The following is a 22,189-nucleotide window of genomic DNA, read 5'->3' on the forward strand; positions in this document are numbered from 1 at the left end:
CGCCAATGCCCGACCGCCAGTTGCAAATCGGCCCATACATCCATGCATTTGCATATATGTAAATGACGGATGCTCACGCCATCCGACACACTCTCTTTCGGCCATCGACGCATCACCTGACCGCAACACACCCAAAAGGGATCAATTAAAATAGGGCCGGCACTCTTGCCAAACGCCTATTTCATAGGCATTTGCACGCCAAGCGGTTAGTCTCCATCCACAGTTGATCTCTCCGCCGGGGCGGCCCTGAACCATCGGTTCGGGGCCGCTCTTTTTCATTTGGCCTGCTCCTGAACTCCGAGCGCGCGCGACATTCCGCCCTTACATCGATCATAAAAACATGTAATTGTATGCTATACCCGAAGCCGGGAGGCTCATCATGCAATGTGGAATGCGCTTCAGTAAGAACGACCTCGACGCGCTGCGGGCATCGACCCTTCTCAGCGCCGTGATCGGCCGCAAGGTCAAACTCCGCCGCGCCGGGGCCGAATTCGTGGGGCTCTGCCCCTTCCACGACGAGAACACCCCGTCCTTCCGGGTCAACGATGACAAGGGCCTCTACTATTGTTTCGGCTGCGGCGCCGGCGGCGATGTCATCCGCTTTCTCATGGATGAACAGGGGTTGAGCTTTCCGGACGCAGTTCGGGCGTTGTCCGACGAAGCAGCGCTACCCGCCGCTTCCCGGCGAGATCCAATCCGGACAGCTGCCAAAGTCTCCGCCAAGCGCCAGGCCGCAATCGAGGACGCGCGGTCCGAATGGCTTAGCGCCCGGTCGGTGCGCGGAACGCCTGCCGAACTCTATCTTGCCGCGCGCGGGATCACCGGCTCTCTCCCCTGGTCCGTCAAGTTCGGGCGCGTGCCCCTCTGGCGCAACCGGGAAACAGGAGCCATCGGCCGTCGCTCCCCTGCCCTGCTCCTTGCCGCCCAAAATCGGAACGGTGCGATCTGTGGCATCCAGCATGTCTTTCTCACCGAAGACGGCCGCAAACTGCCGCGCGGCAAAGCCAAGCGCAGTCTGGGCCAGATCCGCGGCTGTGCCGTGCGTCTATCACCCCCAGCACGGCGCATCATCCTGGTCGAAGGTCCCGAAGACGGCCTGACCCTGCGGTTGCGCGAGGACCGCGTGCCGATCTGGATCACCCTCGGCACCGGCATGATGCCCTTTGTTGAACTCCCGCCCATCGTCGAGCACGTTACCCTCGCCGGCGACAACAACGCGCCTGGCCGCGCGGCCGTTGCCAAAGCCGGGGAGCATTTCGAAGGACTGGGGCTCACGGTCGACACCGTGTTCCCCCCTGCCCGCTTTGAGGACTGGAATGACGAACTGCTGGGAAAGGAAATGGCAAGCCAGTGAAATACCCTCTGAACCCCTGCCCCTCCAAACATGCCGGTCGCTCCGAGGTCGTGAATGTCTGACACCGAGTTTTCCGCCGCCGAAAAGTTGCGGGCCATTCAGATCGCCCACGAGCAGATGCTCGTCGCCGTCATCAGCACCGTTTGCGATTTGCGGCCACAGGACGATACCGTCCGCCTGACGATCGCCAGAAGGTTCAAGGATCTCGTGTGTCGCCACCAGCTGACCGACGTCAGCAGCCCGGTCAAGGCGGAAGCGGTTACGATGTTCATGCTCGATGCCGGACAGAAACTGATCGGCCAGGTTTTACCGCGACCGCTGTCCAATCAGATTCCGGTGCCCTCACCCGACAAATGATCCGCTCATGCAATGCCACCAACAAATCCCCTGGCGCTGCCTCCCGCGGGCAGCGCCAGGCGCATGGCGCTGCCACACCCGGGCTGCCGGCAGCGCGCTCGGGCCTGAACCTCAGAAAGCCACAGGCGACGATAGTCCGCTCGCGCGAGGAGCTCTGACGGTTTGACGAACCGCACCTTGCCGCAGCGCCGACACGTCAGTTCCATGCGCGTCGCCGGATCGAGGTCGCCCAGCTGGAGGGCATCGAGCCAGCTCACCAGTCGTCTTCCGCTTCAGGAATCCGCGTGAAGCTGATCTTGGTCCCGACATTGCCTCCCGCCGGCGGCTCCCAAGGTCCGACGCTGACGACAGTCTGTCCGTAGCGCGCGTTCAGGCCATCCATCGCCCGAATCAATTCTTCTGCGCGTTGCCGATCGCGATCGTCGTCAGCAAAGAGATCGGGCTGTCGCGCATCAGCACCGGTCAGCTCGCCGAGCGTCACCATGATGCGCAGAATCTGTGTCCGCGGCGGCACGACCGCAACGACATGGTCCCACAGCCTGGTATAGGCCTGCAGGATCGCGATATCGTCATGGACCTCCCCGAGCGGGTGGACGTCCCCCCAGCCACGCTCGTATCCTCGAAGATAGAGATACAGCGCCGACGCATAAAAGTTCGATCGCCGCATACGGCGGGCGGCCTTCGTCAGCAGGAGGCGGCCCATGGCCCGCGCGTTCCCCAGCGAACGCTGATCGGGTGGCAGGACGCGGCCGTGTCCGAACATATTGCGCTCGGTCTCCGGGCTCTCGATCGCGTAGCCGTGGAGCGCATACCACAGGCGCTCCCCGGTGACATTCCGCCAGAGCGCGCGCGCGTGCTTGGGTTGCAACGCCAGCAGCCCGGTGACATCGACGACGCCGGCGAGCCCAAGCCGACGGATCATCGATCGGCCGATCCCAGGAATGTCCTCGAGCTTGAGTCGGGCAAGCTGCGCCGGAACGTCCTCTGGGTGCCAGATCGTCAACCCATCGGGTTTGCGGGTATCGCTCGCGATCTTGGCCAGGTGCCGGTTGGCGGCGAAGCCGATCGAGCAGGTCAGGGTGGCGCCAATGTTATAGCGGATCGTGGTCTTGATGCGGTTCGCGAGATCGACCGGTTCCGATCGTTGCGAGGGATCGAGGTAGCACGAAACCTCGTCGATCGACTTTACCTGGTCGACAGGGATGACGGACGAGATTTCCGAAACCAGGGCATTGTGCGCGCGGCGATAGAGATCCGGCTTTTGAGGAACAAGCACCAGGTCCCGGCAAAGCGCCCTCGCCTCCTCAACCGGCATGATGCTCTTGACCCCCCTCGCCTTCGCTTCGCGCGACGCGGCGATGATCGTCGAGCGGCCGCCGACATAAGGCACCACGCCGATCGGTCGTCCACGCAACTGCGGATCGCGCAGCTGCTCAACCGAGGCGAAGAAGCCGTCGAAATCCAGATAGAGATGTTCGATCGTGGTCGGCTTGCGCATAGGCCCTCACCCGGCCATCCGCGCCGGTGTTAATCCGTTCAGCCGATCAGCGCTGGGAAGAAGTCGAACTGGTCGGGGTCCGGTTCGGAATCGTCGTCCCCGATCACCCTCATCTCTCCGACAACGATCTGATAGTCGTAGTTGTGAAACAGCGTGAACGGGTCCGTGGCGATCATCTCGAACCTCTCAGGATCCTCGTTCTTAATGTCGTACCCGTTGCTCAGTGCGCTGATGTACACCTCAGCGCGCAGGATAATGGCCAGTGCTGCGGCCGACGCCGGTGCCAGCCCTTCCGTTTCGCAGAACGCAAGGAGCGCTTGCTCCCGTTTGGCTTGATCGTAACCACCGGCTCGATCGGCGCGGAGATAGGCGTCATAGCCGCGCTCGACCTGGTCCATCGTCATGGTCACGCTGTTCAGCAGAGCGATGACCCGCTCATATTCGCGTCGCGGTGCGCCTTCAGGTGGGATTTCCAGCATGGTGGGCATGTGTCGTTCTCGATTCGCGTGATGAGAACATCATGAGAACATGAGGCGCCTTCCGTCAAGATGCGCCGCCCCTCTCCCCTCCCCCGCGTCGAGACCAACGTCGATCTGTCGGCTGTACTTGCATGTCCTTTGCTGGCCAGGGCCGATCGAAACGGCGCAGATCCTCCAGTGGTGCTTCCAGCCACGTCCGCCATTCACTGCGCGCGAGAATGACCGGACAGCGATCATGGATTTCCATCAGCTCTGGCGCAGCATCAGTCATGACGCCGGTGTAGCAGTCACCCCACTCCGCTGACGACCGCCACAGCCCCGCCCAGGCAAATGTGCGCTCGCCTTTGACCGACAGCCAGGTCTCGGTCATGCGGCCGGTTTCTCCGACCGCCTCGGCGAAACGCTTGCAAGGTATCACGCATCGTTGTTCGGGCACCTGAGCCCAGCGACGCCAGAACGCATTCAGTTTGTCGAAGCGGGCGTTGTTCACCGGGCGAGGCTTGGTGTGACCCTTGAGGAGTACCGGGAAGCCCCATGTCATGTGTTCGACGACCAGCCCCCCTTCCCTCTGGATTACGACATACGCGGGATCCCGTGGGTGAACAGTGGCCGGTCCGGCATTGAAGGCATGCGCCGGCTTGGCGTCGAAGTCTTCGACTATTTCCTCGAGCGTCGGGCTGTCGTAGCGGTTGCACATGGCCTAGATCCCATTTTTGATCACCCGACTTATAGACATACCGGATATTTCCACTAACCCGGTTATGCTATTTATCGGGTTTTCAGTATTACCAGATAATGCCTCGCCAATCTCGCCGCCATCCTGTCATCAGAGGGCAATCGCCAAGGTGCACATTTTTGGCAGGCCATCAACACGTCGTCTGAATGTGCAGAACCAAGCTGGCTCGATGCCCACGGGTACTGAATTTGGGTATCAAGTCTCGGTGTCGTGGACCTACGCTTAATCCGGTAATTCAAATTATCGGATATTCAACGAAAGCGGCGGCATAAATCTGATAATAGATTTTACCGGATATTCCATATAATCCGGTATTGACATACACCTAGTATACAGATTAATCCGGTATACGATAAGACCCGGTAAATCTACAAATCGGATAAAGAGACGCGCAGATGCCCACAATAGCCATCGCCTCACCAAAGGGGGGCTCAGGAAAGAGCACTACGGCAGTCATCCTCGGAACTGAGCTAGCTCATGCCGGGGCGCACGTTACCATGCTCGATTGTGACCCGAACAGATCTCTCAGCCTATGGGCGTCCAGGGGCGAAATACCGGAGAGGATTAAAGTCCTTTCCGACATATCAGAATCGGAAATCATAAAGACGATAAAAAACCACGATCAGGATGGCGAAATCGTCATTGTTGACCTCGAGGGCGTAGCAACACGATTGATGTCGCGCGCAATATCGCAAGCCGATCTCGTAATCACGCCTATGAGAGCAACAACACTTGATGCCACCGTCGGCGCAAGGACGCTTCATCTAATTCAAGAAGAAGAAGAGGCTCTTGGTAGGCCAATACCTTTTGCGATCGTATTTACGATGACTAAAGCCATCCGTTCAAAGCAGCACTCAGGAATCGACTCGTCATTAAGAGGGCAGGGGGTGGATATCATCCAGCCTGACTTGATGGAACGAACCGCATTCTCAAGTTTGTTCGAGTTCGGCGGCGACCTCTATTCCATGCCAGCCCAGGGCAACGCCAAGGCCGCCCAGGACAACGCTTCGCACTTTGCACAAGCTGTCCTCAAACGCCTCCTTGATGAACTGTCGGAACCCCAGGGAGATCAAGCATGACGGACTCCAGCGCATTCAAGATCGACCTCGGCAGTCTGAAATCCAGATCGAAGGAAGTTTCACCCTCACGCATAGCGGCGTCGGATGCCATCGCTGAAGATCATGGGTTCGTATCAAGGCCGGAGCAGGGCAGGCGAGGGCGCAAGCCAAGCCCGCGGACCGGGCAGGTTCATGCAAAGGTGCTACCCCACATAGCCGAGGAAATTGCCGAGGAAGCCAGAAGGCGAGGGGTGACGCAGGGCGTTATCATCGAAGAAGCTTGGATGGCATACAGGCGATAAGCTGAAATGCATTATCCGGTATATCTATTTACCGGATAATCTCCTGGTTCCAGAGAGCATGTGCCAAACGTTAATGTGCGGAATGGGGCGGCGTGGAATCAAGTGCGACCCCGCAGTCTGACGAATGAAATGCAAAACCCTTCAAAGGCTTTGTACAGGGCAGGTCCCCGCAGTGTGTCCAACTTGGAACCGAGATGATTGCGAAATGCCTCAGCAATGACATCTCGATCCCAACCGCCACCGTTATCCGCCACGATCGCGTTCAATCGCGCATCGGTGGAAAAATGCAAAGATCCGCTGGGGAAGGGCAGGGCATCTGGTAGACTGTGAGCAACTGGAACGATCCGCTCGACACTGCCATCCCGACGAGCGACGCGACCAACCTGAGGTCTCTCAAGTTCATCGGCTGCTTCCTCAATGGCGGCCGGTTCCTTCGGTTCGAACGAAATTTCGACTTCTTTGACAGGGCGCCCCTTACCGTCACCGCGAATTTCAGTCCATGTCATCACAAAATCGGATAACTGATCGATTTCCGCCTTGGCTTTGGCAAGGACTTCGCGACGAAAAATCGCAAAGTTCGTGTAAATATCCGCAGGAACACCAATTTTCTGCCGTAAATCAGAAATTGTTCCTCGCCAGCGCCGATCCCTACGCCTCAGATAAAGACTGCCCAGTTCATACAGAGAAAACGCGTACTTGGATTTGAATGCCATGGCCACAGCCATACGGATTTGAGCATAATAATCAGATCCTGCAATGGCCACTCGCGCAGCTTCTGAAAATCTGTACTCAACAATGCTCATACCATCTTCGCTGACCTCCTCGATATTCCACTCCATAAGCGGGGAGGTCATAATAGCTTCGCGGTTTCTAATTGATGTTGTGCGGAGCTTAACCTTCACATTCATCAGTTCGTCTAAAACGTCACTGATGCGATCATTGCTTTCATGGGAGCCGCGAAGCTCCTTTTTTGTAATTGAGAAAGTGCGATCTTGCCAAGCGTCTCCACCTGCCTTCTGAAGCAATAGGAGAAGCATTTTCCTCGCGGCCAGACCCAACGATCCGACCGCAAAATCCATCTCAACAATTTCACCAGCTTTTGGGAAAACCCTACCGCCTTCGCGTTGTGCGCGGTACGCAGCCTTCAGAGTTCTGCCAACTGGCAGGTCAGTCGAAGCATCAATCTTCGGGTCTAGAGATCGATTCCCGTCATCCATATGCGTTGTTTTATATGTGGCCCGCACAGAGAGCAACGCATGTTATCCGCCCCATTCCGCATATAAAGGAGAAATTCAGGCCGCCCCATTCCGCACATAGACTCGGATTGTATCGCGCAGAGTCACGAATCCTGCATTCTGACAAGGGACCCGCCGCCCCATTCCACACATTAAGAACGCCAGAAGATATCAAACAGACTTCAAACAGGGACATGAAACGCTGAAATTGAGGGCATCCGAGCTTCTTATGGGCCTTAAACCACGGGCCGCCCCATTCCGCACATTAACGCCCGGCGCCGCATTTGGAACCACCACATCTCGCACACTGAAGCGCCCCAGAACACATATTGAAACGCCCAGGACCGCACATGGAATGGTAAAATTCCGCTGATTTCTGCGGCTTTCGCCTCCCTGAATCCTAGAATCCTTGAATCAAAGAAACTCCCGCGCTGCGCTTGGGCGTCTTTCAAAATGTAATGGGAGAAAAGGGGGAGAGGACTCTGCGGCCAAGAGAGGCCGCAAAGAAAGGTCCGCTTCCCATGCACTGTCCGCCAACATCCTCGCACCTCCATGTCGGCCGTCTCCTCGATGCCGCCCAGCAGCTTGCCGGCCACCTGCGCGCATCGTCTCGCCTGGATCGGGGCCTGCTCAACGCGGCGATGTCGACCGCTTTCGGCGCCACCGCAGCGACCGGTGCCTGGACACAGCGTGACAGCTTCATAGCCGCAGAAATCGCCCTGATCCTACGGTTGCGGGAGATCGATTTGCCGCAGGCAAGGGCGGAGACCTTGGGTACGCTTGCGGCGCTCGCAGCCCTGCTGCCCACCCAGACGGTCCGAAGCGAGGAGCAGATCGCTCACCAGCATTTCTCGACGCCCCTGTCGCTGTCCTGGTTAGCCGCACAGCTCGCCGGCGTGACGCCAGACGACATCGTCCTCGAGCCCAGTGCCGGGACCGGCATGCTTGCGCAATGGCTGGGGCAGGGGAGGGCGCTCCACCTCAACGAGATCGATCCGGCTCGCGCCGAGGTGCTGCGCCGGCTGTTTCCTTGGGCGTCCGTCTCCGGCGAGGATGCCGCCCGGCTCGATCCGATGGGCGTGCGACCCAGCGTCATCGTCATGAACCCGCCTTTCGCGCGCAACGCCGCTGGCGGCGAGGATCGTCTTGCGGCCGCGCGGCATCTGGCTGCCGCTGTCCGCGCGTTGTGCCCGGGCGGCCGACTGGTGGCACTGATGCCGGACAGCTTCACCGGCACGGGGAAGGGGGCTGACATCTTCGCGCGCGCCCTTCAGGGATACCGCGTCATCCAGCATATCCGCCTTGAAGGGGCCTTTGCTGCGCATGGCACATCAGTGCCCGTGCGGTTGCTGGCGATCGACAAGGTGCCCGGCAAGCTTACGACGGCCGTGATCCAGCGGTCCAGTCTGGTCGACCTCATCCCTTTCCTGGAGCAACTGCCGGCGCGCGCGCCGCTGCGTGGCGCAAGGCCATCCGCTGTAGCCGCTCATCCGTTGGTCGCTGCCAAGGCGAGCGGGGGCCTGTTCCGATCCATCGGCACGCGCGCGATGCCGGGCCGCACATCTCAGCACGCGCCGACGGCGGCGCCAGCCCCGATCTGGGGCGAAGCCCGCTACGCCGTGATCGACCGGCCCGACGACGCCGAGCAGTCTGCCGGCGTCTATGCGTCGTGGCGGCCGCAGCGCATCGCCTTTGCAGGGGCCGCGGAGCATCCCGCCGCTCTCGTCGAGTCCGCCGCCATGGCTTCGGTGCTGCCACCGCTGCCGTGTTACGTTCCGCGGCTACCACGCGGGGTACTCGACAACCAGGTCCTGTCCGCCGCCCAGCTCGAAACCGTCGTGCAGGCGCTCGATGCAATGGAGCATGATCTGGCCGGGCGCTACCGTCTACCCGACAAGGGCACCGACCTGATCGCGCATGCCGAAGGCCAGATCTACCGGCAGGGCTTCTTTCTTGGCGACGGCACCGGTGCGGGGAAGGGCCGGCAGCTGGCAGGTATCCTGATGGATCAGTGGCTGCGCGGCAACCGTCGCCATATCTGGCTGAGCGAGAATTCAGCGCTGCAGGCGGATGCAATCCGCGACTGGGAAGCGCTGGGCGGGTTGCCGATCGACATTCAGTCCATGGCAAAGTTCCGGCCGGAGGCGAAGATCGGGCTTGCCGAAGGCATCCTGTTCCTGAGCTATGCGACCTTGCGCAGCGCATCAGGTGGCAAGACCCGGTTGCAGCAGCTCGTCGAGTGGTGTGGCTCGGATTTCGACGGATGTATCCTGTTCGACGAAGCCCACGCCATGGGTGGGGTCGCCGGTGGAGAAGGGCACTTCGGTGCGACCAGGGGATCGCAGCAGGGCCTGGCCGGCGTCGAGCTGCAGAACCGCCTGCCCCGCGCGCGCGTGATCTACGCCTCGGCCACCGGTGCCACCGACGTGAGTAACCTTGCCTACGCGGTCCGGCTTGGCCTGTGGGGGGAGGGGACCCAGTTTCCCGACCGGGTGTCGTTCACCACGCGCATCCGCGAGGGCGGGATTGCGGCTATGGAACTGGTTGCGAGAGAGCTAAAATCGATGGGCGTGTATGTGGCGCGCTCGCTCTCCTACGCCGGCGTCGAATACGACGTGCTCGAGCACAAGCTCACCGAGAGCCAGATCGCTGATTTTGACGCCTATAGCGAGGCCTGGTCCATCATATTCCGGCATATGGAAGAAGCGCTGGCGGCGTCCGGTGTTGTCGATCCGCTCGAGGGCAAGACACTCAACGGGCAGGCCCTGGCCGCCGCGCGCAGTCGGTTCTACAGTTCTGCCCAGAGGTTCTTCGGCCAGCTGCTTCTGGCCATGAAGTTGCCCACTCTGCTGCCGGCGATCGGCGAGGCCCTCGACAACGGCATGAGCGCGGTGATCCAGCTCGTCTCCACGTCGGAAGCCCTGCTCGATCGGCGGCTTGCCAGTCTCGATGACGCCGATCGCGCCGAGCTGGCGATCGACCTCAGCCCGAAGGAGGCGATGTTATTGTACCTGCAGAATGCCTTTCCGACCCGGGCGATGGAAAGCTTCTTCGACGACGATGGCAACGAGCGCTCGCGGCCCATCGTGGACGCGGACGGCAATCCGGTCCACAGCGCGGAGGCGTTGCGCATCCGCGATGACATGATCGCATTGCTGGCGGCCTTGCCGCCGATCGCACCAGCGCTCGATGCCATCATCACCCGCTTCGGGGTCGATGCCGTCGCCGAAGTGACGGGAAGGACGCGGCGGTTGCTGACCCTGCCCGATGGTTCGCAGAAGCTGCAAGCACGCTCTGCCTCCGCCGGGATCGCCGACGCCAATCTGTTCATGGCCGGCAAGAAGCGGATCCTCGTCTTCTCCGACGCCGGCGGCACGGGCCGGTCCTATCATGCGAGCCTTGCCGCGCAGAACCAGCTGCGTCGCGTCCACTTCCTGCTCGAACCCGGGTGGCGGGCCGACAAGGCCATCCAGGGCCTTGGCCGCACCAACCGCACCCATCAGGCCTCGGCGCCGATCTTCCGCCCGGTCACGACCGATTGCCGCGGCGAGCGCCGGTTCATTTCCACGATCGCGCGGCGGCTCGATGCGCTCGGCGCGCTTACCCGTGGCCAGCGGCAGACCGGCGGGCAGAACCTGTTCGACGCGGCGGACAATCTGGAATCGAATTACGCAAGGGAGGCGCTCACCATCTGGTATCGCCTGCTCTACGCCGGCAAGCTGACCTCGACGACGTTCGCGGCGTTCTGCACCCGGACCGGGCTGAAGCTGGAGCACGAAGGCGGCCTGGTCGAGCAGCTGCCGCCGATCCAGCGCTGGCTCAACAGGATCCTCGCGCTGCCGATCGCCCTGCAGAACGCCATCTTCGACGAATTCCTTGGCCTCGTTGAAGCGCGGATCGAGGCGGCGAAGAAGGCGGGCACCTTCGACGCCGGCGTCGAGACGGTGGTCGCGGACAGGCTGACCATCGTCGAGGAGCGCGATCTGTTCCGCGACAGGGGCGGGGCCACCACCCAGCTGCTCACGCTCGAAGCCCAATGGGCGGTCAGGATCACCAGTCTTGCCGAGATCACCGCGCGCTGCGAACGGGCAGGGGGCCGAGCGCGCGCCATGCGCAACGGCAAATCGGGCAAGGTCGCGCTCTTCGTTCCCGATCGGCCCTGGCTTGACGAGGACGGTCACCCGGTTCCGGTCTGGAAAGCCCACCGGCAGGGCCGGACCATGCTGGTCCCGCAGAACGATCTCGATGAAAGCCACTGGGAGATCGTCGATCCCGCCACCTTCGATGCGCTCTGGCAGGCCGAAGTTGCGCAGGCGGCCGCGCATCCGCACATCGAGCGCTTCTTCCTTGCCACCGGGCGCTTACTTCCCATCTGGAACCTGCTGGGTGACGAAGCGCAGGTGCGTCGCGTGGTTACGCAGGAGGGGCGTTCGTTCCTCGGCCGCATCGTCCCGACCGAAGCCGTCAACGATCTGCTGGCCAAACTCGGGATTACCGATCAGATCGCCCTGTCCGCCGACGAACTCGTGCGCGCCGCACTGGCCGGCAAGGTCGTACCCATCCACGCCGCGCGTGGCCTGTCGCTCAAGCGCAGCCGCGTCAACGGCGAGCAGCGCCTTGAAGTGGTCGGCTTCGATCCCCGCGGCCTCGCCAGCTGGAAAGCCCGGGGCGCCTATACCGAGATCATCCAGTTCCAGACCCGCTTGTTCCTCCCCGTCGCTGTCGCGACCCAGGCCATCACGGAGATGGCAGCGTGAGCGCGTTCCGCTGCCAGATTTGCGGGCGCCGCAAGCATCTGCGCAAGGACGGGACCGTCGTGCACCATTGCGTCGGCGGTCCGCGCTGCCCGGGGAGTGGCCACCCACCCATCGAGCACGATGATGCCCGGCTCATCAGCTACGCGGCGGAGATCGAGCGGGCATACCGGAAGGCTTATGCCGCGGTGCGCGTGCTCGAAGAACGGCGCGCCAACTTCATCGATCCCGCGCTCATCATCCGGCGGGGCCTTTTCGCCGGTCAGGCGTTGCGGATCGGTCGCCGGCTGCAGCGGCATCGCGATTGGCCCGAGCGCTATCGGCGGTCCATCGCGCGGCAGATGGACAGGCATGGCTATGCCTGGGCCGAGCCGCCGCCCGACTATCTCGTGGAGAGGATAGAGCAGAATGGAAGGGGACACATGTAGCGGCGGGCGCTCTTGAATCGATTGCATCGTGCATCGTTACGCGATACATTGATTTATGATCCTGAGCTTCCGACATAAGGGAATAGAAGCCTTCTATCGTTCCGGGACAACGCGCGGGATTCAGGCGGCGCATGCGAAGAAGCTCCGGAATATTCTCGCAATGCTCGATGTGGCGACGAGTCCCGACGACATGAATCTGCCATCTTTCAGGCTCCACCCCCTGAAGGGGGACTTGAAGGGATTCTGGTCTATCTGGGTGAACGGCAATTGGCGCGTAACATTTCGTTTTGTCGGCGCGGACACGGAACTGGTCGATTATCAGGACTACCATTGAGGTCATGACGATGATGCACAATCCTCCTCACCCCGGCGAACTGTTGCGCGATGAAGTCATCGATGCGCTCGATCTTTCGGTCACCGAGGCAGCAAGCCGTCTCGCCATGTCCCGGGTCGCGCTGTCGCGCGTGTTGAACGGGAAGGCGGGAATCAGTCCGGACCTTGCCGTCAGGCTCGAGCAGGCGGGCGCCAGCACGGCGCGGGCGTGGCTTGCGATGCAGGCGAGCTACGATCTGTGGCGCGCGATGCAGCACAAACAGCCTCCGATCCGCCGTCTGCAGGATGCGGCCTGAGGCTGGATGATGCGACGGCAGCTGTCGCGTATGGCAAGCATGGTGCCCATAACCGCTATCGCGATGATGTTGATTGCCCCTGTTCATGTCCTTGCGCAGACGCAGGACCAGCAGGATCGATTAAATCTGGTAGCGAAATATGTCGTCACCGCGCCGATGTGTGAGCGGTTAGGAATGGTGTTGGCGCCGGACTTGCCCGCCAGGGCTGAAGCACGGCTCGATGCGGAAATGGCCTCGTGGGTAATCGATTCGCACTTGCGCGAACGCCTCAAAAATGAGGCCGTCGGCCGGCAGGGAAAAATGCTCGGGATCGATCTCGGCAAGACTGCGACAGAAGCAAAGACAGATGCACAGCTTCGCAATTTGAAGGCCGTTCTATCGGGCTTTGGCCACACCTGCATGGCCGCGAGTACCGATCCAATCTTCCAGTCACTTATCGTTCCTCCCGCCAACTATGATCTCGACAAGGCCGCGATCTATGCCGCTGATGCTGTGCTGGAGGCCGGTGGCCTGGCAAGTTGGCAAACGCCACAAATCCAGGCGCGGGGTGATTTGATGATGGTCGCTGGGGCCTGTCGATCGAAGATTGGTGCCACTCGCTCCGATGCGCTTCTTGATGAATACGGGCACTCCGATGATCCTCGTGTGCGAGGCTACTATATGAAGTCGTTCGATGCAGGCTTGTCGGATCCGACACTCATATCGACTCTGGCGGGTTGTAAGCGGGCGATCGCATCCCTTCTGCCAAAGGTCCGCTGACTGATCTGACGCGGAGCATTCCTCTGCCCCGCCCGTCCGCTGCGCGGCCGCGCGAAAAGAGGGAAGGGGGAAGGGAGGGGGCGAGGCCCCCTGGGAGCGGAAAGTTCCCCTGATCCGGGCCTTGCATGACAAGGCGAGTACCTCCCATGATCACCACCACCATTCCCTTCGCGAAGCTGCGTGCGTCCGATGCCAATGTCCGCAAGGACACTGCCTATTCCGCAACAGGCCTCGCGGCGCTGGCCGCCTCGATCGCGGGCCATGGCTTGCTGCAGCCGCTGATCGTATCGCCCGCCCGGGGCAAGAAGACGCTCTTCGATGTCCATGCCGGCGGCCGCCGCTTGGCGGCGCTTGGCCTTCTGGTCGAGGAGGGCACGCTGGCGAAGGATCATCCCGTCGACGTGCGGCTGTGCGAGGACGAGGACGCCGCCGCGCGCGAACTCAGCCTCGCCGAGAACCTGCTGCACGAGCCGATGACCGCGGCCGAGGAATGCACCGCCTACCGTGACATCGTTGCCGAAGGGGCGAGCGCCGAGGATGTCGCGCGCCGCTTTGGCGTCACCGTGCGCCATGTCCATGGCCGCCTGCGGCTTGCCGACCTCGCCGAACCGATCTTCGCGGCGCTGGCGCAAGGAGAGATCACGCTCGATGTGGCGATGGCCTATGGCGCGGTTTCCGATCACGCGCGCCAGATCGCGGCCTGGGAGCGCTGTTCGAACGGGTGGCAGAGCGACAATCCGCAAGCCATCCGGCGCATGGTCGCTGCGGAAAGTCTGTCGGGTAGCGATCCGATCGCGCTCTTCGTTGGCGAAGCCGAATACACCGCTGCCGGCGGGCGTATCGAACGCGACCTCTTCGCCGGTGAAGGCGAGGGGACCTGGACCGATGTCGCCATCGCCCAGGATCTTGCGATGAAGAAGCTGACCTTCGAGGCGGAAGTGGCCCAGCTCGCGACAAAACTCGCCTGGGTCAGGCCAGTGCTCGCTACCCGCGTGTCCTATGACGAAACCAGGGACCTCCATGGCTACTACCCGCAGTATTCCGAACCGTCGGTCGAAGCACAGGCGCGCATGGCCGAGATCCAGATGCGGTTGGACGCGATCGGGGACGAGCTCGATCGCATCGAGGATGAGGAGGAAGCCGACGCGCTCTATGACGAACAGGAGCAGCTCTCCGGCGAGCACGACCGGCTCGGCAAGACTGACCCGATCATCCCCGAAGACGACCTTGCCCTGATCGGGACGTTCCTGCTGCTCGACCGCGAAGGTCGGCCCACGCTGGCGCCGCAGTATTACACCAGCACGAAGCGCGCATCGGGCCATCATGCTCCCGGACAGGAGGGCAGCGCCGATGGGGCCGGTGACAACGACAGCGGCATCGAAGCCGACGGGCACGATGCCCCGGCGGACACGCTGCCCCGCACGCTCGAGGAGCAGCTGGCCAAGGATCGCCGCGACATCCTCGCCCTTCACGTCGCGCACGACCCCGCGCTGGCGCTCGATCTCGCGATCTTCAGCCTCGCCCGCGACCATGCCGGTCACTTTGGCTACAACGACACCGGATGCTCGATCCGCATCACCGACCGGTTCGAGCCTGCCGGCCTCAAGGACATTCCCCCGGGTCGCGCGCTCGAGGAGCTCGAACAGGTCCGCGTTGCGCTCCCGAATGACTGGGCGCTGGTCGAGGACAGCTTCGCCTCGTTCCTGGCGTTCCGCGCGCTCGACGAGGATGCCCGCGCCCGCTGGCTTGCCTATGCCGTCAGCCAGAGCCTGCAGGCGAGCCTTGCCACCGGCGAGCGCCGCAACCCCTTCCAGTCGCAGCTTGGCGCGTCGCTGGGCATCGATGTGGCGCAGCACTGGCGACCGGGCGCGGAGCGGTTCTTCGACCGGCTGAAGAAGAGCCAGATCCTGGCGATCCTCGGCGCGATCGATCCCGCGATGCCGGGACGCTACGCGCTCGCCAAGAAGGGCGAACTCGCCAGCGCCGCGACGAAGCTGTGCGCGGGCGACGCCATTGTCGAACCGGCGATCCGCGCGCGCGCGATCACCTGGACGCCCGAGCCGATGCTGTTCGGCACCGGCGCGCCGGTCCCTGACCTCGAGGAGACCAGTGAAGGGGCGCTCGAGGTCGAGGGCGAGATCGAGGCCGAAGCCGAAGATGGTGCCGGCGACGAGGACGAGTCCGTCCTGTCCGACGACGATGACGACGGGATCGTGGAACTCGCCGCCGCCGCCTGACCCCGCCCCCGATTGCTCATGAAGACGCCCGGTTCCGGTTCGCGCCGGGGTCGGGCGTTTGCTGTTCAGGAACACTGCCATGCCCACTTCTGTTCATGACGCCGATGCCGGCGCGCTCCTCTCGCTCGCGATCGATCCCGATGGTTCGCGCCTCTCCCATGACGACAAGGCCACACTCGAGCAGCTCGTCGCAAGCGCTGCGTCCAGTGCCTGGTTCAACGCGTTCGAGCCCTCGCGCGAGGTGCTCGACCTCAAGCAAGGCAATGCCCTCGCGCGCGTCATTCTCGAAGCGCGTGCCGAGGGCGAGGATGGCGATGCGGCCCTTGCCCGCTCGTGCCTGATCGTGCGCGACGATCCCTGGGCCTGCGCGCGGGACCTCGCCCGCGATCTTGTCGCCCGTCACGACGCCGCGCTCCAGGACCTCACCCGACGCGCCCATGCCGGGTTGATCACGGCGCTCGCCGAACGGATCGAGCCCGTGCTGATCGATGCCGACACGTCGCGGCCGCGCGACGCCTTCGGCAGCTGCGACCGGGCCGAAGTGCTGTTCGTACTTTCTCCCACTGGCAAGCACGCGCTCGATGCCAGCATCACCAGCCACAGGCCCTGGCCGGAGTTTGGCGAACTCTGCGTGACCGAGGATCTCGTCCATGCCCTGGCGGCCATGGGCTACACGCTGGGGCAGTATCGCAAGGCCAGCGGCAATGCCCATGTCAGCCAGGTGCCGCGCGGCCGCCGCCGGATGGCGCGCCCGGACTTTGTCCGGCGCCGCGTGCCCCTGTGCATCTGGGACGACCTTCGCGAAGTGGTCGACAACGCCTGCTCCACCAACTTCCTCTTCGTGCTCTACGCCATGGTGCCGATCACCCAGCTCCTCGATATCGACCCCGCACGAGCAATGACGTTCAGCAGGGCCGCCGTGGCGACGTGGGATCCGTGGAACGGGACGTTCCACGATGCCGTGTCGGTCCCCGCGGTCACGGTAACCCCGAAGATGGGCACGCTGATGTCCGCGGCGGGGTGGCACGCGCCCGATTCCATCTGCGGTTTCGTGCACAGCTACTACCACGCCGATCTGTCGCAGGCAGACGAAACGGCACCCTGAGGCGTCAGGGCAGGACGGCCGTTCGGCCGAAGCCATCCGGCAAAGGAAAGGGGGGGCAGGGGAGGGCGAGCATTAGGCTCGCTTGAAGAGGAGAATCCCCATGGCATCGTCACCCGCATCAACCCGCGCCGACGTCTATGCCCGTGTTACTGCGGAAATCATCGCGGCTATCGAAAACGGCGCAGGTGAATGGCGCGCGCCCTGGCATCACGACGGCAGCGCCATCGCGCGTCCTACGAACCTCGGATCGGGCAAGCGCTATCGCGGAATTAACACGGTGGCGCTCTGGGTCGCGGCAATGGCCAGGAATTACACCTCGGGCCTGTGGGGCACGTATAGGCAGTGGGCGGCGGCAGGCGGTCAGGTCCGAAAGGGTGAACGGGCCACGACGGTCGTGTTCTGGAAGCAGTTCGAGAGCGTTGACGATGACGCCGGCGCCGATGAGGACGAAGCGGGCAGGACCCGCATGTTCGCCCGGGCCTTTTCGGTCTTCAACATCGCCCAGGTCGACGGGTACGCCGCTCCCGAAACTCCGGTTCTCCCGCAAAGCGAGCGCCATGCCCACGCGGAGGCATTCATCGCCAGTCTTGGCATCACGACCGAATTTGGAGGCGACCAGGCCTTTTACCGTCCATCGACGGACACGGTGCATATGCCGCCCTTTGCGTGTTTCCGCGATACCGCCTCGTTCTACGGGGTCTGGATTCATGAATGTGGGCATGCCTCCGGCGCCAGTCATCGACTGGCCCGCGATCTTTCGGGCCGCTTCGGCTCCGCGTCCTATGCCGCGGAAGAATGCGTGGTCGAGATTCTGAGCGGCCTGATACTCGCCGATCTCGGTATCGCCCATCATCCCCGTCCCGATCATGCGGCCTACCTGTCATCGTGGTTGTCGGTGCTGGCCAGCGATCCGCGTGCGATCTTCACCGCCGCCAGCAAGGCCCAGCAGGCGGCCGACTGGATGTGGGAACAGCAACCCCTGGCCGAGGCGCTGGCGGCATGAACTTCCTGTATTCCTCGCTTCCCGTCGGCGCGCACGTCGCCTTTCACGATCTCGACGCTGCCGATGCGCCGACCTGGGCGCGCGACTATGCCCGCCTTGTCGATGACGTGCGTGACCGCGCCTCATGCGCATTCCCCTCCTTCGACCCGGTCGACTGCTGGCGCGACTGCAACGCGCGCGTGATCCTGCGCAATGCTTTCGCCGATATCGGCGTGACCACGGATGACGGACGCGCGGCCATCTGGATGGCGCGGCGCAGCGATCGGGCATTCCGGCTTCGCTGCGAATGGGGCGAGGTCGGGGCGACGGCCCGCGCATGGCTGGACCGGTCCGCGGCGACGTTCGCGGCGGTGTTCGGCCCGCGCGCCACTCCCTTGTCCGACCTGCCGCTGGCCGCCTGACGAACCTCGTCCCCCGGAGAATCCCGATGACCCTGATCACCCGTGGCGCCTGGCGCGCCAGTCCCTTGCGCCCAACATCGGCCACCTGGCCATTTGACTGGACCGCCGAGATCACCGCGATCGATCCCGTGTGCCGGCGGCACCAGTATGTCGGTCGCCTCGTCCAGGCCGGCGGCCGTCCGATCGGCGAGGCGCAGGCCAATCTTTCCGCCGTCGGCCTGGTGCCCGAGATGGTGCGCCTACTGAAAGCCGTCGCCGGCGTCATCGCGATGAGCGATCCCGAAGACGACACCTTCGCCGACAGCGCGGCAGACTGCCTCGCGGCGTTGCTCGACCATCGCAATGCCCTGCATGCAGTGCTGCGCACGCTGGGGGCGGCGCAGGACGGTGACGGCCGGAATACGGATATTCCACGCCTGGGAGTACGATAGATGACCGATTACTATACGAGCCTGTGCTTCGGTGTCCGCATCAACGCCATCGATGCCGCGCTTCTGCGGGAAGTCGAGGAGCTGTGCGCCGATCTCGGCAATGGCCTCGTGACGGCCGACCAGGAGGCGAAGCGGTATTCCGGGATGTCGGACGCATTCCGAACGCTCTTTCCGATGCGGGATCGTCAAGCGCCTTTCGCCGGTGTGCGATCCCTGTTCACGGACCCGGACTATCCGGTGATATCCGCCGATCTGATCTATGCGGAGGGCTCCGAGGATACCGAGGTGGACCTTTATGTTTCAGGGAACCAGGCCGATCCCTGGGAGATCGCCAACATGCTGCGCGTCGTCGCACCGTCGTCGTTGCCGTTCCGTTTCGGCTACGCCTGCACAGCGTCGCGCATGCATCTCGATTCACAAAGTGGCGGCGAGATCGAAGTGCGGGCCGACAGGATCGTCCATCTGGCCGATATGGGGGAGGATATTGACGCGCATGCCCTGGTGATCGCCGCGTCTCACGAAGAGGGCCTGTCGTTCTGGAATGCCGAAGCCGGTTGGAGCGAATTGAAATCCGCCACGGTCTACAAGGAACGGGATCGCGCCAGCGTCACGCTGCCACTGCACACTCCGCCCGCGGTCTGGATGCAATTGCCACCACGCCATGCTTTTTTCGAGGTATTGTCATGACTGCGCCCTATCTGGCGTATCGCTGCCCGGTCTGCGGATCGGAAGAATGAGGCAACGACGCCAACGCTGGTTGGGATGTGGTCACGCAAAGCAGCGTGCTGCTCGGCGAATTTGACAACCAGTGGTGCAACACCTGTGGAGACGTGCGGTTGGAAGAATTCGCGATCACCGATTCCGTGCGGATCGCGGTCATCGATCAGCAGCGTGCCCGGCTCGTGGTCGAGGGCGCGGCGCAGGATCTTCTCGAGGCCGCGCGCATGGCGCTGTGCGCCCTCAGCGACCAGCGCACCGCGCGCGTGAAAGGCTACGACGTCCTCGCGCACGACAAGCTGATCGCCGCCATTGCCCAGGCCGAAGGAAAGCCACGTCCATGATGGAAACCATGCTGGTGTTCTCCACAGCGCACCTCACCAAGGGAACCTGCAACACCTGGTTGCACCACGCTTCCCTTGTCGCCTACCCGAAGGGCGATGTCGGTTGGTTCGTGCACGTCCCGGACTCGACACCCGGAGATGTGCCCGCTGATCTCGCCGAATGCCTCGATCAGGCAAGGGCGCTCAACTGCGACTGGATCATGTTCGATCGCGATGCCGACGCCCTGTCCATCCTGCCGACATACGCCTGGTGAGGGCGCATCGCCGGTCGGCGAGAAGAAAGCAGAGGGGGAAGGGGAGTGGCGAGCAATTCCGCTCGCCAGAAAGTTCCGAACCCCATGCTCTGCGACAGCGATCGTTTTGCCTTCATTCCCCGGCGCATCCATGGCTTTTCCAGTACCGGGAACGCCTATGACGCTACCCAGACCGACGAAAAGATCGACAGCGGCGATACACTGCTGATCTTGCCTGAGGGCGTCGTCGGCGTTGCCCATTGCTGGCCCTTTGCGGTCACGCAGGAGGCCGGCAAACTCCACGCCGTCAAGCCGATGGCGCACGAGACGCTGAGCGATTTCGCGAGCGCCTTCAACGTAACCGCCGACGACATCGAGGCAGCCCTCGATCTCGCCAGGGCTCTGGGCTTCGCCATCGATCCTGCATTGGCCGCACTCGACGCGCCCGCCGTCTGACATCCCTAAACGGGAGTACACCCATGCTTACAATCGCCCCGCCGGCGGGCGCGCCAACGCGCCTGGAACAGATCGCCCACCTCAACGACCGTGCCCGTCTCGGCCTCGACCGCACCGCGCGGATCGTGGTGACGCGCAATTGCCTCGCGACGCTGGGACCGATCGAAGGGCCGGTCGCCATGCTCAACCAGGCGCGGCTCATGGCCGCGGCGCGCAGCTGCACCTTCAGCGCCGACAGCCCCGAACGCGACCTCGGCGTGTTCGCGATCGATGGACACACCGTCTGGGTGAAGATCGACAGCTACGATCGCAATCTCGAATACGGCTCCGACGATCCCGCCGACCCGGTCCTGACCACCCGTGTGGTCACCATTCTCCTGCCGGAGGACTGGTGATGGCGCGGGTCGAGACGGTCACCCCGTTCGACCCGGCCGAGGCCGCCAGCTGGATGGCGCGCGGGCGGCCGCCGGCGGACGCAGCACGGCTCGCGTCGATCTGGCGGCGGTATCCCGACCTTCCAGCGTCAGCCCCTGCCGATGACCGGATGCGGCGCCTGCGCGATCGGGCCATGGCCATGCGTGCCTTTCACGATGCGCTCGATCGCCGGAACCAACAGGCACGCGAGATCCGCAACTTCGCGTACACCGCGTCCCGGATCGCGCAAGGCGTCGGGGACGATCGCGACCGGGCGATCCTCGCCGGACGTGATCGCCATGGCTACCGGTGGATGCCGTCGGTCCGTTACGCCGAGGGGCTGATGGTCGCGCGAGGCGGTCGGGCTTATGCTCCCCACTGCACTGGCGAGGAACGGGACGCCTACGATCGCGGGTTTGCCGAGGGCGGTGGCGATCCCGGCGATATCTTCGATGCCGCCCGGCGCGCGCTGCGCGTCGCGGTTGCCCGGCAGACACCTGCCGAACCCGCGTTGGCCAGACCCTTGCCGAGTACATGGCCCAAGCCCGATGACGCCCGCAGGCCTACACCCTGGTCGCGACGCCTCATTATCCTGGGTGCCGCGGAAGCCGGCCTTGCCAGCGGCGAGGCCGATTGCCCCATGGTCCTGCCCACGCTGCTGGCGCGCGAAGGTGCGGCGGACACGATCATCCTGATCGTTGCAGGCGGTGTCCTGGTCGATCGGGAATCCTGCGTCACAGCCAGCACCTGGCCCCCACCGCCGGCGGACCTGCCGGCCCTGCTTGCCGACCGTGATGTCGACGACATTCTCGTTGCCGCGCAAGGCGCCGACCTCGCCGTCATCGATGCCCACGCTTCTCTCCTGCCACTAGCCCGCCACCAGGAGCGGCTGCGCCATACGGCGGCGCTTCAGCGCGCGCAGTTCGCCCTGTGGCTCGATCGGGGCCTGTGTGCCGGCGAAAGCAGGGCTGCCGGACACATCCGCTGGGGGAAGGTCAACCGTGGCCTGGTAGCCCGCCTTGGCGAATTGACCGCGACCTACACCGGCAAGGATGCCCAAGGGCACCGGATCGCTATCACGCTGACGGCGACCGGAACACCGGCAGCCGGCTATGTGGCCTGCGATGGTGCCGAGCTCGCCCCTGCGGTGTTCGTCTCCCGTCGCAAGGCCGTTCGCGGGGCCATGGAAGGGGCGCTGCGCCGTTTCGCAGGCGCAATCCGGCTCCCGGCCAGCACAAGATGATCGGGGGCATGGCCAT

General features: G+C 63.3%; 24 protein-coding genes. 19 read left to right on the forward strand and 5 right to left on the reverse strand.

Features of this window, described 5'->3' with window-relative positions; translation table 11 throughout:
• The first annotated feature begins 391 nt into the window (after positions 1–391).
• Positions 392–1,354, forward strand: a complete 963-nt coding sequence (locus NMD1_RS21125) for a CHC2 zinc finger domain-containing protein (protein ID WP_158453828.1) — start codon at positions 392–394, stop codon at positions 1,352–1,354.
• Between the two features lie 54 nt (positions 1,355–1,408).
• On the forward strand, positions 1,409–1,711 hold the full coding sequence (locus NMD1_RS00130) for a hypothetical protein (protein ID WP_125953091.1): 303 nt from the start codon (positions 1,409–1,411) through the stop codon (positions 1,709–1,711).
• A 5-nt stretch (positions 1,712–1,716) separates the two neighbouring features.
• Here NMD1_RS00130 and NMD1_RS00135 read toward each other — a convergent pair whose 3' ends face one another.
• The 4 genes from NMD1_RS00135 to NMD1_RS00150 are packed head-to-tail and all read right to left on the reverse strand — an operon-like array spanning position 1,717 to position 4,385.
• Entirely contained in the window at positions 1,717–1,968 is a 252-nt protein-coding gene (locus NMD1_RS00135; protein WP_125953092.1) for a hypothetical protein, read from the reverse strand.
• Complete coding sequence (locus NMD1_RS00140) at positions 1,965–3,209, reverse strand: type VI secretion protein ImpB (RefSeq protein WP_125953093.1); 1,245 nt, start codon at positions 3,207–3,209, stop codon at positions 1,965–1,967. The genes NMD1_RS00135 and NMD1_RS00140 overlap by 4 nt, the downstream gene beginning before the upstream one ends.
• 38 nt (positions 3,210–3,247) lie before the next feature.
• Positions 3,248–3,697: a hypothetical protein gene (locus tag NMD1_RS00145; protein ID WP_125953094.1), complete on the reverse strand. Its 450-nt coding sequence runs from the start codon at positions 3,695–3,697 to the stop codon at positions 3,248–3,250.
• A gap of 55 nt (positions 3,698–3,752) precedes the next feature.
• Positions 3,753–4,385: an SOS response-associated peptidase gene (locus NMD1_RS00150; protein ID WP_125953095.1), complete on the reverse strand. Its 633-nt coding sequence runs from the start codon at positions 4,383–4,385 to the stop codon at positions 3,753–3,755.
• A gap of 434 nt (positions 4,386–4,819) precedes the next feature.
• Here NMD1_RS00150 and NMD1_RS00155 point away from each other — a divergent pair, with 434 nt between their 5' ends.
• Positions 4,820–5,503: a ParA family protein gene (locus tag NMD1_RS00155; protein ID WP_125953096.1), complete on the forward strand. Its 684-nt coding sequence runs from the start codon at positions 4,820–4,822 to the stop codon at positions 5,501–5,503.
• A gap of 379 nt (positions 5,504–5,882) precedes the next feature.
• Here NMD1_RS00155 and NMD1_RS00165 read toward each other — a convergent pair whose 3' ends face one another.
• Positions 5,883–7,001, reverse strand: coding sequence for a replication initiation protein (locus tag NMD1_RS00165; protein ID WP_125953098.1), 1,119 nt, complete (start codon positions 6,999–7,001; stop codon positions 5,883–5,885).
• Positions 7,002–7,540: 539 nt separating this feature from the next.
• On the opposite strand from NMD1_RS00165, the gene NMD1_RS00170 reads away from it, so the two are divergent.
• The 16 genes from NMD1_RS00170 to NMD1_RS00245 all read left to right on the forward strand — a co-directional run bounded on the left by NMD1_RS00170 (position 7,541) and on the right by NMD1_RS00245 (position 22,173).
• Positions 7,541–11,776 (forward strand): strawberry notch family protein, encoded by a 4,236-nt coding sequence (locus NMD1_RS00170; RefSeq protein WP_233497256.1) that lies wholly within the window; start codon positions 7,541–7,543, stop codon positions 11,774–11,776.
• Positions 11,773–12,201, forward strand: a complete 429-nt coding sequence (locus NMD1_RS00175; RefSeq protein ID WP_125953099.1) for a hypothetical protein — start codon at positions 11,773–11,775, stop codon at positions 12,199–12,201. The genes NMD1_RS00170 and NMD1_RS00175 overlap by 4 nt, the downstream gene beginning before the upstream one ends.
• Positions 12,202–12,256: 55 nt before the next feature.
• On the forward strand, positions 12,257–12,535 hold the full coding sequence (locus NMD1_RS00180) for a type II toxin-antitoxin system RelE/ParE family toxin (RefSeq protein ID WP_125953100.1): 279 nt from the start codon (positions 12,257–12,259) through the stop codon (positions 12,533–12,535).
• Positions 12,536–12,539: 4 nt separating this feature from the next.
• The gene (locus NMD1_RS00185) at positions 12,540–12,830 is read left to right on the forward strand and encodes a HigA family addiction module antitoxin (protein WP_125953101.1); all 291 of its coding nucleotides are present in this window, start codon (positions 12,540–12,542) and stop codon (positions 12,828–12,830) included.
• A gap of 30 nt (positions 12,831–12,860) precedes the next feature.
• Positions 12,861–13,589 carry a hypothetical protein gene (locus NMD1_RS00190; protein ID WP_125953102.1) on the forward strand — a complete coding sequence of 243 codons (729 nt, stop codon included), beginning with the start codon at positions 12,861–12,863 and terminating at the stop codon, positions 13,587–13,589.
• A gap of 146 nt (positions 13,590–13,735) precedes the next feature.
• Entirely contained in the window at positions 13,736–15,826 is a 2,091-nt protein-coding gene (locus NMD1_RS00195; RefSeq protein WP_125953103.1) for a ParB/RepB/Spo0J family partition protein, read from the forward strand.
• 79 nt (positions 15,827–15,905) lie between these two features.
• Entirely contained in the window at positions 15,906–16,931 is a 1,026-nt protein-coding gene (locus NMD1_RS00200; protein ID WP_125953104.1) for a hypothetical protein, read from the forward strand.
• 100 nt (positions 16,932–17,031) lie between these two features.
• Entirely contained in the window at positions 17,032–17,934 is a 903-nt protein-coding gene (locus tag NMD1_RS00205; RefSeq protein ID WP_125953105.1) for an ArdC family protein, read from the forward strand.
• Positions 17,931–18,335, forward strand: a complete 405-nt coding sequence (locus tag NMD1_RS00210) for a hypothetical protein (RefSeq protein WP_125953106.1) — start codon at positions 17,931–17,933, stop codon at positions 18,333–18,335. Before NMD1_RS00205 ends, NMD1_RS00210 begins: the two co-directional genes overlap by 4 nt.
• Positions 18,336–18,361: 26 nt before the next feature.
• Entirely contained in the window at positions 18,362–18,766 is a 405-nt protein-coding gene (locus NMD1_RS00215) for a hypothetical protein (protein WP_125953107.1), read from the forward strand.
• On the forward strand, positions 18,767–19,453 hold the full coding sequence (locus tag NMD1_RS00220) for a hypothetical protein (RefSeq protein ID WP_125953108.1): 687 nt from the start codon (positions 18,767–18,769) through the stop codon (positions 19,451–19,453).
• Between the two features lie 95 nt (positions 19,454–19,548).
• The gene (locus tag NMD1_RS00225) at positions 19,549–19,827 is read left to right on the forward strand and encodes a hypothetical protein (protein ID WP_125953109.1); all 279 of its coding nucleotides are present in this window, start codon (positions 19,549–19,551) and stop codon (positions 19,825–19,827) included.
• On the forward strand, positions 19,824–20,081 hold the full coding sequence (locus NMD1_RS00230) for a hypothetical protein (RefSeq protein ID WP_125953110.1): 258 nt from the start codon (positions 19,824–19,826) through the stop codon (positions 20,079–20,081). Before NMD1_RS00225 ends, NMD1_RS00230 begins: the two co-directional genes overlap by 4 nt.
• 45 nt (positions 20,082–20,126) lie before the next feature.
• Positions 20,127–20,516: a hypothetical protein gene (locus tag NMD1_RS00235; RefSeq protein ID WP_233497257.1), complete on the forward strand. Its 390-nt coding sequence runs from the start codon at positions 20,127–20,129 to the stop codon at positions 20,514–20,516.
• Between the two features lie 23 nt (positions 20,517–20,539).
• Positions 20,540–20,911, forward strand: a complete 372-nt coding sequence (locus tag NMD1_RS00240; protein WP_125953111.1) for a DUF3768 domain-containing protein — start codon at positions 20,540–20,542, stop codon at positions 20,909–20,911.
• Positions 20,911–22,173 (forward strand): hypothetical protein, encoded by a 1,263-nt coding sequence (locus NMD1_RS00245; protein WP_125953112.1) that lies wholly within the window; start codon positions 20,911–20,913, stop codon positions 22,171–22,173. The genes NMD1_RS00240 and NMD1_RS00245 overlap by 1 nt, the downstream gene beginning before the upstream one ends.
• Positions 22,174–22,189 lie beyond the last annotated feature (16 nt).

The organism is Novosphingobium sp. MD-1, assembly GCF_001014975.1.
Classification (GTDB): domain Bacteria; phylum Pseudomonadota; class Alphaproteobacteria; order Sphingomonadales; family Sphingomonadaceae; genus Novosphingobium.

Bases quoted from the DNA above. Each gene is read 5' to 3' on its own strand.
- NMD1_RS21125 (WP_158453828.1), top strand. From the start codon at position 392: ATGCGCTTCAGTAAGAACGACCTCGACGCGCTGCGGGCATCGACCCTT.
- NMD1_RS00130 (WP_125953091.1), top strand. From the start codon at position 1,409: ATGTCTGACACCGAGTTTTCCGCCGCCGAAAAGTTGCGGGCCATTCAG.
- NMD1_RS00140 (WP_125953093.1), bottom strand. From the start codon at position 3,209: ATGCGCAAGCCGACCACGATCGAACATCTCTATCTGGATTTCGACGGC.
- NMD1_RS00145 (WP_125953094.1), bottom strand. From the start codon at position 3,697: ATGCCCACCATGCTGGAAATCCCACCTGAAGGCGCACCGCGACGCGAA.
- NMD1_RS00150 (WP_125953095.1), bottom strand. From the start codon at position 4,385: ATGTGCAACCGCTACGACAGCCCGACGCTCGAGGAAATAGTCGAAGAC.
- NMD1_RS00155 (WP_125953096.1), top strand. From the start codon at position 4,820: ATGCCCACAATAGCCATCGCCTCACCAAAGGGGGGCTCAGGAAAGAGC.
- NMD1_RS00165 (WP_125953098.1), bottom strand. From the start codon at position 7,001: ATGGATGACGGGAATCGATCTCTAGACCCGAAGATTGATGCTTCGACT.
- NMD1_RS00170 (WP_233497256.1), top strand. From the start codon at position 7,541: ATGCACTGTCCGCCAACATCCTCGCACCTCCATGTCGGCCGTCTCCTC.
- NMD1_RS00180 (WP_125953100.1), top strand. From the start codon at position 12,257: ATGATCCTGAGCTTCCGACATAAGGGAATAGAAGCCTTCTATCGTTCC.
- NMD1_RS00185 (WP_125953101.1), top strand. From the start codon at position 12,540: ATGACGATGATGCACAATCCTCCTCACCCCGGCGAACTGTTGCGCGAT.
- NMD1_RS00190 (WP_125953102.1), top strand. From the start codon at position 12,861: ATGGCAAGCATGGTGCCCATAACCGCTATCGCGATGATGTTGATTGCC.
- NMD1_RS00195 (WP_125953103.1), top strand. From the start codon at position 13,736: ATGATCACCACCACCATTCCCTTCGCGAAGCTGCGTGCGTCCGATGCC.
- NMD1_RS00200 (WP_125953104.1), top strand. From the start codon at position 15,906: ATGCCCACTTCTGTTCATGACGCCGATGCCGGCGCGCTCCTCTCGCTC.
- NMD1_RS00205 (WP_125953105.1), top strand. From the start codon at position 17,032: ATGGCATCGTCACCCGCATCAACCCGCGCCGACGTCTATGCCCGTGTT.
- NMD1_RS00210 (WP_125953106.1), top strand. From the start codon at position 17,931: ATGAACTTCCTGTATTCCTCGCTTCCCGTCGGCGCGCACGTCGCCTTT.
- NMD1_RS00215 (WP_125953107.1), top strand. From the start codon at position 18,362: ATGACCCTGATCACCCGTGGCGCCTGGCGCGCCAGTCCCTTGCGCCCA.
- NMD1_RS00220 (WP_125953108.1), top strand. From the start codon at position 18,767: ATGACCGATTACTATACGAGCCTGTGCTTCGGTGTCCGCATCAACGCC.
- NMD1_RS00230 (WP_125953110.1), top strand. From the start codon at position 19,824: ATGATGGAAACCATGCTGGTGTTCTCCACAGCGCACCTCACCAAGGGA.
- NMD1_RS00240 (WP_125953111.1), top strand. From the start codon at position 20,540: ATGCTTACAATCGCCCCGCCGGCGGGCGCGCCAACGCGCCTGGAACAG.
- NMD1_RS00245 (WP_125953112.1), top strand. From the start codon at position 20,911: ATGGCGCGGGTCGAGACGGTCACCCCGTTCGACCCGGCCGAGGCCGCC.